The sequence below is a fragment of the Sinorhizobium americanum genome (assembly GCF_001651855.1).
Lineage (GTDB): Bacteria > Pseudomonadota > Alphaproteobacteria > Rhizobiales > Rhizobiaceae > Sinorhizobium > Sinorhizobium americanum.
Genome location: NZ_LNQC01000071.1, coordinates 192428 through 206154 on the forward strand (window position 1 = coordinate 192428; position 13727 = coordinate 206154).

Below are 13727 nucleotides of genomic sequence, written 5' to 3' on the forward strand. Positions count from 1 at the left end.
TCCCGTAGTGTAGAGTGGGCCGCCGCATCCCTGATCTCCCCCCTTGTGGGGGAGATGCCCGGCAGGGCAGAGGGGGGTGATCCCGCGCCGACGCCATCGCGGTTTACTCCCATTCGTTCAAGCAACTGCCGGAAGAACATCGCGCGTCCTACTGTGCCGCCAGCACCTCCATGCGGCCCGTCGCTGTGCGGGCCGAGAACTGCGGCCGGTACATGTCCTCGACGCTTGCGGCCGGATGGTCGTACGTCCCCGGCGTCACCGCGCGCACCACATAGGCGAGGGTGATTTCACGGTTGTCGCCGGTCGAACGGTCGAAGGCCGCGACGAAGCGGTCGCTGCGGAATTCGGTGTGGGCGGCCTGAACCTCGCCGATCCATTCGAAATTCGAGAGCTGGGCACTGTCAACGAGGCTCGGATTGTCGATCTCGAACCCGGCCGGCAGGAGATCGGTGATCAGCACGCGGGACGGCCAGTCGTTGGATTCGGTGACCTTCAGCACGACCACATAGCGCTCGTTCTGCCGCGCCTCACTGACATTGGCCTCGGCACCGTCTAGCGTGTAATAGGTCCGCTCGATGGCGAAGCCGTCGCCGCCGGCCGAGAGCGGCTGGGCGGGCGCCGCTACGGTCGTGACCACGGCGGAGACGGCGTCGGTGCCGTTGTTGCGGATCACGACCGGATGCTCGATCAGGGCGTCGCCGGTGATCCGCGCGGCATAGCTGCCGGTGCGCTGGGCGCCATTGACCTCGAGCCGCATATCCGCGTCGCCACCCTGTACGGCGCGCGCGGCGAGCAGCATCCAGGCCTGTTCCTGGGTACTGGTGTAGCGGGCCTGTTCCCACTCCCTGGCGACGATTTTCGAGAGCTCCGGGATGATCGGCGGCACGGGCCGGCTTTCGGCCGCGAGCGCCAGCACCGCCGCGTCGTCGCGCAGCGACGAGCCATAGTCGGATCGGGCGAGGCTGACATTGACGAGGCCGGTCGACATGTTGACGGCCGCCGCGAAGATATCCTGCGAGCGCCCGCCATCGCCGTAGAGCGCGAGTGCCGCGGCGATATGCGCCTTGGCAAGCGGCGTCGGGAAATCGCCAAGCAGCGTATCTGCATAGTAGCGCAGGTCGCTGATCGCGGCCTTGCGGTTGCGGGCGAGCACGTAGAGCGCATAGGCGATCTCGTTGCCGCGGTCCTTGACATTGGTCTCGTAACTCAGCGCGTTCTGCAGATTTTCGAGCGCCTGTACCATTGCCTGTTCCGGCACATCGAACTTCTGCTCGCGGGCGCGGGTCAGGAAGTCGGTGACATAGGCGTCCAGCCAGAGATCGCCGGAACCGGGGCTCCAGAGGCCGAAGCTGCCGGAGGAGGACTGGTAGGAAAGTACGCGGTAGATCGCCTCCTGCACCCGCTTTGCAACCTCGCCGTCCTCGGCAAGCCCGGATTGTTTCGAGAGCTCGCTGAGATAAAGCAGCGGCAAGGCGCGGCTCGTCGTCTGTTCGGCGCAGCCGTAGGGGTAGCGGTCGAGCGACATCAGCAGCGCCGGGATGTCGAAGGCGGCCGAACGGGTCACGTTGAGGCTCACCGAAGCGCCCTGCAGCAGACTGTCGGCAAGCAATTGATCGTCGACCGTCAGGCTGCTGCCGGCGGCGATGTTGACGACCTGGCGCTGCGTGATCGGCAGTGCGGCCGGCCGAACCGGGATATTCACCGCCTGCTCCAGCGACAGGCCTTCGGCGTTCGCGAGGGTGACAGTGACAAGGCCGTTGCCCGGATACTGACCGGTGAGCGGCAGCGTCACGGTGGATTTGCCGCTGGAACCGAGCTGCACCGTCTGAGATGGCCCGATCTGCTCGACGCTGGCCGGACCATTGGTCGTTACCTGCAACTGATAATCGCCGGCCGGACCATCCGTGTTGGCGATGTCAAGCCTGAGGCCGGCCCGGTCTCCGGGCGCCAGGAACTTCGGCAGGCTGGCAGTGACGACGATCGGGTCGCGGATGACGACGTCCTTCACCGCATGGCCGACGCCGGACTTCGTCCAGGCGACCGCCATGACGCGGGCCGTGCCGTTGAACTGCGGGATGTCGAAGCGCACATGCGCCGTGCCTTCGGCGTCGAGCTTCACCGGCCCGGAGAAGAAGGCAACCAGCTTTTCGGTCGGCGGGCTGCCCTGCAGCGGCATCTGGCCGCCGTCGCCGCCGGTGCGCAATCGGCCGGTGGCGCCGAGCGAACCGTCGATGAGGCGACCGTAGAGGTCGCGGATTTCAAGGCCGAGCCGTCTCTGGCCGAAATACCAGCCATCCGGGTCGGGAGCTTCGTAGCGCGTCAGGTTCAGGATGCCGACATCGACGGCGGCAACCGTGACGTAAGCGTCCTCGTTGGCGCCGGCGCCGCGAACCTGGAGGTTGATCTCGAGGGGTTGGCGCGGCTGGGTCTTCTCGGGAGCGTCGAGACTGACTGCAAGCTTGCGATCGGCCGGGTCGACGGCAAGCCACTTGATGCCGATCGCCCGCATCGGCATGCGGCTCTCCTGAGCATCGCCGGGCCGATAGAGCGTCGCCGTCACATAGGCGCCGGCGCCCCATTCGGCGGTTACGGGCAGTTCCACTTCGCCGCCGGTCTCGGCGATCGTTGCGGTCTTCGTCGCGATCAGGTTTTCCGTGCCTACGGTCACCAGCAATTCGCCGGCAAAGCGCGGTGAGACCTTGAGCTTCGCGGTCTCTCCGACCGCGTAATTTTCCTTGTCGAGTGCGATCTCGAGTCCGTCCGGCGTTTCCGTCGAGGTGGCCTCGACATACCAGCCGGCATCGAACTCGACGCTGGAGGTCGGGCCATCGGCCGCAGCGGTCTCGATTTCCAAACGATAGCGGCCCCAGCCGACCGGAACGGCGACGGACGCTCCGTCCTCGGTCAAGTCGACGGTCCCGTTCGCCACCTGCTTCGTGGAGATGACCGGCTCGTACTTCCAGGCGCTTCCGTCGCGATACCATTGGTAGTTCCGCTCGACGCTGATCAGCTTCCAGAAGAGGTCGGGCATGGCCACCTTCGCGCCATTGGCGTCGATGGCGATGACATGGAATTTGCCAACCGAATTCTCGGCAAGGTCGCCGGAAAATTCCGGCTTGATGCCGATCATCGGCCCGTCCGGCTGGACGGGCAGCGTCAATGCGCGCTCGACGGCGCGGCCGCCGGCCTCGCGCATGCGCACGGTGACCGTGGCATCGAGCAATTGGGTCGTCGCCGGCACCTCGCCGAGATCGACGGCAAAGACGGCCTTGCCGTCCTCGTCGAGCGGTTCGAGCCCTTCGAGCGGCACGCGGGTATCTTCGCTTGCCTCTTCGTCGGCGAGGCCGAACAAATATCCCTTGAAGGCTTCGCTCTCACGCGTCGGCTTGACCGCAACCTCGCCTTCGAGTGTCAGGCCTGCAGCCGGCGCCCCATAGAGAAAGCGGCCGTCGACCGCTACCTCGATCGGCGTGCCGACTTCGATGGTCTTCGACTCGCTCGTCAGGTCGAATTCGGTACGGTCGGGCACGAAGTCATCGACGAGGAACTGCTTCTCGCCGATCGCGGAGCCCTTGGGGTCGGTGAAGATCTGCATCGTCCAGGTGCCGCGCATCGCATTTTCCGGGACGGGCAGATCGAGCGTATGGCCGCCGAGCTTGCCGCCATTGCTGACCATACGGCGGTCCTCGACTCCATCCGGGCGCAGGAACACGAAGGTGAGCGGCAGGTTTTCGATTGCCTGGCCGTTGACGTCGCGGGCGAGGGCCGCGGCATGCACCGTCTCGCCGACGCGGTAGATGCCGCGTTCGGTCCAGGTATAGATGTCGATAGCGCCGGGTGCGGCGCGGCCGGTGACGCCCCGGTCGGAGAGATCGAAGCCGGCACGTGTCATGTCGAGGAAGACATAATCGTCGTCGCCTTGCCGCGCCGTAATGACGGCCGGCGTCATACTCGCCGTGCCGCGAATCAGGCCGGCAGCAAAGACGGCGCGGCCTTCGCCATCGGTGGTTGCAGTGCCGAGCACTTCATTGTTCTTGGCGACCAGCTGCAGCTCGACGTCGGCCAGTGGCTTGGCGCTGGCGAGCGAGCGGGCAAAGACGGTGAGCCCATCGGTTCCGGCATAGGTCGAGATGCCGATATCGGAGACGACGAACCATTGCGTGGCGCGCGCGTCCCAATCCTGGCTGAGCGCCGTCGCGGAAGCGGCGGTCAAAACATAGACGCCGGGTTTACGCTTCGGCAGCGCCTCGTCGACCGGGAAGCTCGTCACCACTTCCTTGTTAAGGTCGGTCTTTATGTCGATGCTGCCTTGCCAGACGAGCTCGCCGCTCTCGGTCTCGATGCGCTCAGCACTATAGCCATCGAGCTGGGTGAGGAACTGGGAGCTTGTCAGCAAAGACGAGATGCTGCGGTCGCCGATGCGATAGAGCTTGAGGTTGGCGCTTTCCGTATTGACCGAGACGATCGGGATGCCGCGCCGCGCGGTCGACGGCAGCACGAAGCTGTCGCCGGTGAAGCGCACCATCGGTGCACGGTCCTTGACATAGATGTCGAGGCTGACCGGCGTTTCGATGACTTCGTCGACCGACGAGGGCAGGCCCGGCCTCAAGGCCAGCTTGTAGCGCTGGCCGTGCTTGAGCCCCTCGACGCAGATTTCGCTGCCCTTGGCCTCGACCGCCTTCGGGGCGGCGCCATCGAGCGTCACGAAGGAGGCGTAGTCGGGGCCGTTCTTCAGTAACTGTTCGGAGAATTGGACGCAGGCGCGCGGGCTTGCACCATCCGCATCGATCGTGTGGCCCGTGACGCGGAAGCCCTGGCGCGCCTTGAGGTCGAGATAGGCCGTCTCGACGGTCTTGGCCTGTACGAGTTCGAGGCTGGCCTTGTAGGCCTGGAGCGCGGCTCGGTAGTTCTGCAGGTTGTCCAGCGCTTGGGCGAGGATGGCGAGTGCATCGGCGCGGCTCTGCGTCGTCCTCGTCAGTTGATAGCCGTTGAGCGCGGAAAGGGCCGCCTCGCTTGCCAGATCCGTACCGCCGCTAAACCGGTTGGCGGTCCGAGCGGTCTCCAGCCATAAATTCCCATCCTCTGGGGTGATCGCCAGCGCGCCACGGAAGGCCTTGAGCGCCCCAACAAAGTTGCCGGCTGTCAACTCGTTGCGTGCCGTTTCGATCAACCCGTTGACGCCGAAGCCCAGTTGATCGTCTGCCAGAGCGAGCCCGGCCTTGACGTCGCGCGCCTGCTGCAGGAGGTCGTCCGAGACGAAGGACAGGCGAGGGGGGGCGCCGAGATCCGGTTCGCCCGCGGCGGTCTCGACGACCTTGCCGGCGATGGCGCCCTTGAACGTGTTCAGCTGGTTGAAGTCGGACTTGAGAAAACACCACTTCACCTTTGGATTATAGGTGAAGGCCCTGCAGGCGCGGTCGGCGATGCAGCTTGCCTGACACTCGTCGAGCGAAACATTCTGCTCCGTGCGCAGATCGAAGCCGAAATAATCGGCATCGCTGGTCACCTCGACCTTGCGGTCAGCTTCGGCGGCTGCGGCCGGGGTGCCAAGGGAAAGAAGCGCGAAGAGAAGGGTGGTAAGTCCGAGAAACGCGCGCATCGACAAAGTCCTCCCCACGCTGCCCGCTTCGAGTGAGCACCACTCTTTCAACCTTCGAAGAGCGTTGTCAACAAAGAGCTTTGCAACCAGAAGGATTCGTCGACAGGGTCAGTTTCGAGCCGCTCCAATGACCTCCATCGCCCCGGTACGGGCCTTCGAAAGGGACGAGGCATAGGAGCTGCGCTTGCTGGTCACGTGCCCCTCCGCCACCAGCGCTTCGGCCTGCTTGACCGTCGCCGAGATGCTGTCGGTTCGGGCATGCTCTTGCGGCGACATTCACATTTGTGATATTTCTAACAGAAATTGTTGGGCCGCAGATCGTCACACGTGGTGAAGTCCTCCTTCTGGCCCGGACTCGGGAATGATCATGGCCAATCGCAAGACAACACGAATTGTCGCTTTGACGAATGCGCTCGCGGCAAGGCGTGTGTTGCATCTGAAAGATGCTGCCGCTTTGCTGGGCGTATCGGAAATGACGGTTCGGCGCGACGTTGCCGACAACCCGGAACTGTTCGGGTATCTGGGCGGCCATATCGTGCCGGCCGCCGATATCGAGGCGGACACCCCCTATGACCTCGCCCGCGAGGCCGACAGTCATGCGGCGGCGAAGCGGGCGGCCTGTGTTCATGCCTCCCGGCACATCCGCCCCGACGAGACGATTTTCATCGATTGCGGCACGACGCTCGAGTATCTCGTCGATCTGATTTCAGGAAATTACCCAATAACAGCAGTGTGTTATTCTTTGAACGTGGCCGACCGGCTGACCCGCAGGCCAAATGTCCGTATCGTTATGCTTGGCGGTGTCTACCATCCTTCATCTGCATCCTTCTTGAGTCATTCGGGTCTCGAGACGCTCGATCATCTCGGCATCAACGTCGCCTTCCTGTCGGCTGCCGGCGTGGACCCCGACCGCGGCGCGACTTGCGTTCACTTTCACGAGGTGCCGGTCAAGCAGAAGGTGATCTCGTTGGCACGCGAAAAATACCTGGTGGTGGACAAGAGCAAAATCGGTCGGCTGAAGCCTGCATTCTTTGCACCGCTCACCGCCTTCGGCGCGGTGATCACGGAAGACGGAGAGGCGGCGCTGCCGGCGCTTGAGGCGCCGACGGGACAAATATGATACTCTCGCCGCTTCGTGGTCGCTTGACACCCGGTGGATGTGATGGAATGATCACAAAAATAGATAGAAAAATAACAAGTCGGGGCCTGATCTAAAGCGGCCTGGTGCGGCAGGGAGAAATCGAGGAGTAGTCGTTTGGAAGACCTTGCTGTGAAGGGGGTGCCTGCCGTTTCGGCCGAGCCCGCTGGCGCCGGTCATAACTGGCCGCGTAACGATGGTGTCGATCTCGACCTTTCCTGGGTACTCGACCAGCGTGTCAATCTTTCGGCCGCCGAGCGGCGCGTCGCGACGCTGCCGGGTCGTCGGACCGTGAAAAAGGATGCACAGGCGGCCTGGCTCTTGAAGGCGGTCACCTGCATCGATCTGACGACGCTCAACGGCGACGATACGACGGAACGCGTCAAGCGTCTCTGCGCCAAGGCACGCCAGCCGGTGCGTCAGGATCTTCTCGATGCGCTCGGCATGGGCTATCGCGGAATCGCGGCCGGCGCCGTCTGTGTCTATCACCGTTTCGTGTCGACGGCGGTAGAGGCGCTTCAGGGCTCCGGAATTCCGGTGGCAGCGGTTTCCACCGGCTTTCCGGCCGGTCTCGTACCGCATGACGTCAAGCTGAAGGAAATCGAAGCGTCCGTCGCTTACGGCGCCAAGGAAATCGACATCGTCATCACCCGCGAGCATGTGCTTACCGGCAACTGGCAGGCGCTCTATGACGAGATGCGTGATTTTCGCGACGCCTGCGGCGATGCTCATGTCAAGGCGATCCTGGCAACCGGCGACCTCAAGACCTTGCGCAATGTCGCCCGCGCCTCGCTCGTCTGCATGATGGCCGGGGCCGATTTCATCAAGACATCGACCGGCAAGGAGGGCGTGAACGCGACCTTGCTCGTGACCCTCGTCATGCTGAGGATGATCCGCGCCTATCAGGAGCGCACCGGCATCAAGGTCGGTTACAAGCCGGCCGGCGGAATTTCTGCGGCGAAGGACGTGCTGAACTACCAGTTCCTCATGAAGGAGGAGCTCGGCCGCGAATGGCTGGAGCCGGACCTCTTCCGCGTCGGGGCATCGAGCCTGCTGGCGGACATTGAGCGCCAGCTTGAACACCATGTCAGCGGCGCCTACTCGGCCCTCAACAGACACCCGATTGGATAATCCGATGAGCGTCGCCAGGTTTTTCGACGAAATGTCATACGGTCCCGCACCCGAAGGCGATAGCGAAGCCCGGGCCTGGCTTGCCCGCCACAAAGGTGCGTTCGGCCATTTCATCAACGGCGGCTTCGTCGCCTCCGCGTCAGGAAAGACGTTCGATAGCTTCGAGCCGGCGACCGGTGCGCTGCTGGCAAAGCTCGCGCTCGGCGGCCGCGAAGACGTCGACGCCGCCGTGGCCGCGGCCCGCAAGGCGCAAGGCCCCTGGGCGAAACTCTCCGGCCACGCCCGGGCCCGGCACCTCTATGCGCTGGCGCGGATGATTCAGCGCCACGCCCGGCTGATTGCCGTGGTCGAAGCGCTCGACAACGGCAAGCCGATCCGCGAAACGCGCGACATCGACATTCCGCTTGCCGCCCGCCACTTCTATCACCACGCCGGCTGGGCGCAGCTCCAGGAAACGGAATTTGGCGATCAGATGCCGGTCGGCGTCGTCGGCCAGGTCATTCCCTGGAACTTCCCCTTCCTGATGCTCGCCTGGAAGGTGGCGCCGGCGCTGGCGCTCGGCAACACAGTCATTCTGAAGCCCGCCGAGTTCACGCCGCTGACGGCGCTGCTCTTCGTCGAGCTTGCCTCGGCCGCCGGCCTGCCGCCGGGCGTCCTGAATGTCGTCACCGGCGAGGGCGAGACGGGTGCGCTGATCGTCGAGCACGACGACATCGACAAGATCGCCTTCACCGGTTCGACCGAGGTCGGCCGCCTGATCCGCGAAAGGACCGCCGGCACTGGCAAATCGCTGACGCTGGAGCTCGGCGGCAAGTCGCCCTTCATCGTCTTCGACGACGCCGATATCGACGCGGCGGTGGAAGGCGTCGTTGACGCGATCTGGTTCAATCAGGGCCAGGTCTGCTGCGCCGGCTCGCGGGTGCTCGTCCAGGAGGGCGTGGCGCCGCTGTTTCACGAACGGCTGAAGCGACGCATGGGGACGCTCCGGGTCGGCCATCCGCTTGACAAGGCGATCGATATGGCCGCGATCGTCGCTCCGGTTCAGTTGCAGCGAATCGAGAGCCTCGTCAGCCAGGGCGTCACCGAAGGGGCCGCCCTTTACCAGCCGCAGATAGAACTCCCCAAGGGCGGCAGCTTTTATCCGCCGACGCTGCTGACGGCGGTCCAGCCGACCTCCGTCGTCGCCACGGAGGAAATCTTCGGCCCGGTCGCCGTTTCGATGACCTTCCGCACGCCGGAAGAGGCGATCCAGCTTGCCAATCATTCGCGCTACGGCCTTGCCGCCAGCGTCTGGAGCGAGACGATCGGCCTCGCCCTGCATGTGGCCGCCAAGCTTGCCGCCGGCGTCGTCTGGGTCAATGCCACCAATCTCTTCGATGCTTCGAGCGGCTTTGGCGGAAAGCGCGAATCCGGCTTCGGCCGCGAGGGCGGCAAGGAAGGGTGCTACGAATATCTGAAGCCCAAGGCGTGGGTGGGGTGGAAGCTCCGCACGGAGATCGCGCCACCTGTCCTAAAGTCCGCCGCCGGCGATTTCGCCATGCCGGCCCTCGACCGCACCGCCAAGCTCTTCATCGGCGGCAAGCAGGCGCGGCCGGATGGCAACTATTCTCGCGCGATCCTGACGCCCAAGGGCAAGGTCATCGGCGAGGTCGGGGAGGGCAACCGCAAGGATATCCGCAACGCCGTCGTCGCGGCCCAGGCGGCCTCAAGCTGGTCTACGGCAACGACACACAACCGCGCCCAGATCCTCTATTACATCGCCGAGAACCTCAGCGGCCGGGCGGCGGAATTCGCTGACCGCATCGCCGCCATGACGGGCGTCTCGGCGGCCAATGCGCGAGGAGAGGTGGAGGCCTCGATCGCCCGCCTCTTCAGCTATGGCGCCTGGGCCGACAAGTATGAGGGCGTCGTTCACCAGCCGCCTCTGCGTGGCGTGGCACTCGCCATGCCCGAGCCGCAGGGCGTCGTCGGGGTGATCTGCCCGCCGGAGGCGCCGCTGCTCGGCTTGATCAGTCTCGTCGCGCCGCTGATCGCCGTCGGCAATCGCGTCGTCGCCGTTCCGAGCGAGCCGCATCCGCTCGCCGCGACGGATTTCTATTCGGTGCTGGAGACGTCCGACGTTCCGGCCGGCGTCGTCAACATCGTCACCGGTTCGGCGACGGAGTTGGCCAAGACGCTGGCCGCCCACAACGACGTCGATGCGCTCTGGGCCTTCGGTTCGCCGGAGCTATCGACGCTCGTCGAGAAGCTCTCGATCGGCAATCTCAAGCGCACCTTCGTCGACTACGGCAAGGCGATCGACTGGCTGGACCGTTCGGCTGCCGAAGGGCCGGCCTTCCTGCGCCGCGCCGTCGACGTCAAGAACATCTGGATCCCCTACGGCGAGTAGAGGGTCCGCGCATGCCATCGGGCGGAGGAAGCCGACCGGCGGTGTGTACAAGGCATTTGCATAGTGATCAGACCGCCAGCGGCGCCATGCCGCGGCGCGGCGTCTAACTTATGGTTTGGAGGAGGACCGACATGCTCAAGAACATCGACCCGGCGCTCAATGCGGACGTGCTGCACGCGCTCCGATCCATGGGGCATGGTGACACGCTGGTCATCTCCGACACCAACTTCCCTTCCGACGCGATCGCCCGGCAGACGCGGCTCGGCAAACTGCTCCATATCGACAACGTCTCCGCGGCGCGCGCCGTAAAGGCAGTACTTTCGGTGCTGCCGCTCGACACGCCGCTCCAGCCCTCGGCCGGGCGCATGGAAATCATGGGGGCGCCGGATGAAATTCCGGCGGTCCAGCGCGAAGTTCAGGCGGAGATCGATCGCGCCGAGGGTAAGCCGGCGCCGATGTACGGCATCGAGCGCTTCGCCTTCTACGAGGAAGCAAAGAAGACCTACTGCGTCATCACCACCGGCGAGACGCGGTTCTACGGCTGCTTCCTCTTCACCAAGGGGGTAATCCCGCCGGAAACAGCCTGAACCACCCGGCCGGCAGCTTTTTGATGGAGGAGGCTCAGCATGAAGACGGGTGTTTCGATCCTCGGAATATTCGTGGCGGACACGGCTTACCTGGCGTCGCGCATGCCGCGGCTTGGCGAAACGATCACCGGCAGCGGTTTTTCCGTCGGTCCGGGCGGCAAGGGCTCGAACCAGGCGGTGGCGGCGGCGCGGGCCGGCAGTCAGGTGTCGTTCATTTCCAGGCTCGGGCGCGACACCTTCGGCGAGATGGCGCTGAAGACCTATTTGCAAGAGGGCGTGACGCCGAAGATCGTGCAGATGGACGATTTGCCGACCGGGGCCGCCTTCATCTATGTCAATGACGAGAACGGCGAGAACGCTATCATCGTCTATCCCGGCGCAGCCGGCTCGATCGACATCGAAGATGTGGAGGCCGCGCGCGAAACGATCGAGAATTCGCGGGTCTTCGTCACCCAGTTGGAACAGCCGGCGGCAGCCGCAGAAAGAGCGCTCAAAATCGCTCATGCGGCGGGCGTCACGACTGTGTTCAACCCGGCGCCCGCCGAGCCCTTTCCGGAAAGCATCTATCCGCTCTGCGACTACATCGTCCCCAACGAAACGGAAGCGGCGGCACTTGTCGGCTTTGCGCTGCCGACCCCTGACGATGCCCGCCGCGCCGGTGATGTCCTGCTGAAGAAGGGGGCGAAAACGGCGCTGATCACGCTCGGCGAGCGTGGCGTGCTCTACCATACCGACGGTCAGTCGGTGCTCGTGCCGGCGGTCGCCAGCGGTCCGGTGATCGACACCACCGGTGCAGGGGACGCATTCGTCGGCGGCTTTTGTGCCGCCCTGGCACGCGGGGTCTCGCCGGTCGAGGCGGTGCGGTTTGGCTGCGCGACGGCCGGCATTGCGGTGACGCGCCGTGGAACGGCCCCGGCGATGCCGATGCTCGCGGAAATCGAGGCGTTGCTGGCGGAGGGAGCGGCGGCATGACGCGCAACGACCCGATCAAGCATTTCTTCATCTGGCCGGCACTGATCATCGTTCTGTTGATCTCGATCTTTCCGCTCGTCTATTCGCTGACGACGAGTTTCATGAGCATGCGGTTGGTACCACCGATGCCCGCCCGTTTCGTCGGCTTCGGCAATTATGCCGACCTGCTTTCCAACCCGCGCTTCTGGCATGTTGCCGGCACGACGACGCTGATCGCCTTCCTTTCCGTCGGGCTGCAATATTTGATTGGCCTTTCCGTGGCGCTGGCGCTGAATTCCCGCGTGCCAGGCGAAGGGATATTCCGCGTCGGCTTCCTGTTGCCGATGCTCGTTGCCCCGGTCGCCGTGGCGCTCGTCGCGCGCCAGATCCTCAACCCGACGATGGGGCCGCTGAATGAGTTGATGACGCTCTTCGGCTTTCCGAATCTTCCCTTTCTGACCCGCACGAGCTGGGCGCTCGGTTCGATCATCGTGGTCGAGGTCTGGCAATGGACGCCTTTCGTCATCCTGATGCTGCTGGCCGGGCTGCAAACCTTGCCGGACGACGTCTATGAGGCCGCGGCGCTCGAGAACGCTACGCCCTGGCAGCAGTTCCGCGACATCACCTTTCCGATGCTGCTGCCGATCTCGACAGCCGTCGTCTTCATTCGTCTCATCGAGAGCTACAAGATCATGGACACGGTGTTCGTGATGACCGGCGGCGGACCGGGCGTTTCTACCGAGACACTGACGCTCTTCGCCTATCAGGAGGGATTCAAGAAGTTCAATCTCGGCTACACGTCGGCTCTGTCATTCCTCTTTCTGATCTTCATCACTGTGATCGGCCTCGTCTATCTGGCTGTGCTGAAGCCCTATCTGGAGAAGCACAAATGAGCGTACGCACGCTTCAGGGAAAGCGGCGTTGGGTGGCGCTCGGCGGCTGCCTGCTTTGGCTCGCTTTCACCTTGTTCCCGCTCTATTGGGTGGCGATCACGTCGTTCAAGACTCCGATTGCCGTCGTTGGCGGGCCGACCTATCTGCCGTTCGTCGATTTCGAGCCGGTGCTGACGGCCTGGAACGAACTGCTCTCCGGCGAGCGCGGCGCCTTTTACAACACCTTCATCGCCTCGCTGATCGTCAGCCTCTCGGCTGCGGTGCTTGCAACCTTCATCGGCGCCATGGCGGCTTACGCTCTCGTTCGCTTCACCTTTCGATTTCGGCTGCTGTCCGCCCTGATCTTCGTGGTGGTCGCCTTCGGTGGCTTCCTGCTCGGGCGGAACGTGCTCGGCTATGGCCAAGGGATTTCGCTCATCTATTCCTTCTTCGCCGCGCTCGCGCTCGCGGTGATCTCCAGCCGCTTTCGCCTGCCGGGGCCGGAGCTTGGCAACAATGACATCGTTTTCTGGTTCGTCAGCCAGCGCATGTTTCCGCCGATCGTCGCCGCCTTTGCGCTCTATCTCATGTATACGGAAGTCGGAAAGCTCGGCTTCAAGCTCGTCGACAGCTATGTCGGGCTGACCTTCGCCTATATCGCTTTCTCGCTGCCGATCGTCATCTGGCTGATGCGGGATTTCTTCGAAGCCCTTCCGGTCGAGGTGGAAGAGGCGGCCATGGTCGACAACGTGCCGTCGTGGCGCATTTTCTTCGGCATTGTCTTGCCGATGTCGAAACCGGGTCTCATCGCGACCTTCATGATCACGCTTGCCTTCGTCTGGAACGAGTTCCTCTTCGCGCTCTTCCTGACGAGTTCGAAATGGCAGACGCTGCCGATCCTGGTCGCTGGACAAAACAGCCAGCGGGGCGACGAATGGTGGTCTATCTCCGCTGCAGCACTCGTGGCGATCATCCCGATGATGATTATGGCAGGGATCTTGAGCAGGCTCATGCGGTCGGGCCTGCTTGTGGGAGCGATCAAGTGACCGCACGCGTTCTC

At 64.0% G+C, this 13727-nt stretch carries 9 protein-coding genes; 7 read left to right on the forward strand and 2 right to left on the reverse strand.

The genetic code is table 11. The features are described from left to right. Positions 1-148 precede the first annotated feature (148 nt). Both ATC00_RS21480 and ATC00_RS31405 read right to left on the reverse strand, forming a co-directional pair. Complete coding sequence (locus ATC00_RS21480) at positions 149-5599, reverse strand: alpha-2-macroglobulin family protein (protein WP_064254323.1); 5451 nt, start codon at positions 5597-5599, stop codon at positions 149-151. Positions 5600-5707: 108 nt separating this feature from the next. Further along, positions 5708-5875, reverse strand: coding sequence for a hypothetical protein (locus ATC00_RS31405; RefSeq protein ID WP_174556970.1), 168 nt, complete (start codon positions 5873-5875; stop codon positions 5708-5710). 91 nt (positions 5876-5966) lie between these two features. Between ATC00_RS31405 and ATC00_RS21485 the strand changes: the two genes are divergently transcribed. The 7 genes from ATC00_RS21485 to ATC00_RS21515 all read left to right on the forward strand — a co-directional run bounded on the left by ATC00_RS21485 (position 5967) and on the right by ATC00_RS21515 (position 13713). Further along, positions 5967-6719, forward strand: coding sequence for a DeoR family transcriptional regulator (locus ATC00_RS21485; RefSeq protein WP_064254378.1), 753 nt, complete (start codon positions 5967-5969; stop codon positions 6717-6719). A 135-nt stretch (positions 6720-6854) separates the two neighbouring features. Then, positions 6855-7868 carry a deoxyribose-phosphate aldolase gene (deoC, locus tag ATC00_RS21490; protein WP_064254324.1) on the forward strand — a complete coding sequence of 338 codons (1014 nt, stop codon included), beginning with the start codon at positions 6855-6857 and terminating at the stop codon, positions 7866-7868. Between the two features lie 4 nt (positions 7869-7872). Continuing rightward, positions 7873-10257, forward strand: coding sequence for an aldehyde dehydrogenase family protein (locus ATC00_RS21495; protein ID WP_064254325.1), 2385 nt, complete (start codon positions 7873-7875; stop codon positions 10255-10257). A 131-nt stretch (positions 10258-10388) separates the two neighbouring features. After that, positions 10389-10844, forward strand: coding sequence for an RbsD/FucU family protein (locus ATC00_RS21500; RefSeq protein ID WP_064254326.1), 456 nt, complete (start codon positions 10389-10391; stop codon positions 10842-10844). Between the two features lie 39 nt (positions 10845-10883). After that, positions 10884-11816: a ribokinase gene (gene rbsK, locus ATC00_RS21505; protein ID WP_064254327.1), complete on the forward strand. Its 933-nt coding sequence runs from the start codon at positions 10884-10886 to the stop codon at positions 11814-11816. Then, positions 11813-12688 (forward strand): carbohydrate ABC transporter permease, encoded by an 876-nt coding sequence (locus tag ATC00_RS21510; protein ID WP_064254328.1) that lies wholly within the window; start codon positions 11813-11815, stop codon positions 12686-12688. Before rbsK ends, ATC00_RS21510 begins: the two co-directional genes overlap by 4 nt. Then, positions 12685-13713: a carbohydrate ABC transporter permease gene (locus ATC00_RS21515; RefSeq protein ID WP_064254329.1), complete on the forward strand. Its 1029-nt coding sequence runs from the start codon at positions 12685-12687 to the stop codon at positions 13711-13713. Before ATC00_RS21510 ends, ATC00_RS21515 begins: the two co-directional genes overlap by 4 nt. Positions 13714-13727: the final 14 nt, after the last annotated feature.

Excerpts from the sequence above, each read along its gene's own strand:
- ATC00_RS21480 (WP_064254323.1), bottom strand. The coding sequence starts at position 5,599 with ATGCGCGCGTTTCTCGGACTTACCACCCTTCTCTTCGCGCTTCTTTCC.
- ATC00_RS31405 (WP_174556970.1), bottom strand. The coding sequence starts at position 5,875 with ATGTCGCCGCAAGAGCATGCCCGAACCGACAGCATCTCGGCGACGGTC.
- ATC00_RS21485 (WP_064254378.1), top strand. The coding sequence starts at position 5,967 with ATGGCCAATCGCAAGACAACACGAATTGTCGCTTTGACGAATGCGCTC.
- ATC00_RS21495 (WP_064254325.1), top strand. The coding sequence starts at position 7,873 with ATGAGCGTCGCCAGGTTTTTCGACGAAATGTCATACGGTCCCGCACCC.
- ATC00_RS21500 (WP_064254326.1), top strand. The coding sequence starts at position 10,389 with ATGCTCAAGAACATCGACCCGGCGCTCAATGCGGACGTGCTGCACGCG.
- rbsK (WP_064254327.1), top strand. The coding sequence starts at position 10,884 with ATGAAGACGGGTGTTTCGATCCTCGGAATATTCGTGGCGGACACGGCT.
- ATC00_RS21510 (WP_064254328.1), top strand. The coding sequence starts at position 11,813 with ATGACGCGCAACGACCCGATCAAGCATTTCTTCATCTGGCCGGCACTG.
- ATC00_RS21515 (WP_064254329.1), top strand. The coding sequence starts at position 12,685 with ATGAGCGTACGCACGCTTCAGGGAAAGCGGCGTTGGGTGGCGCTCGGC.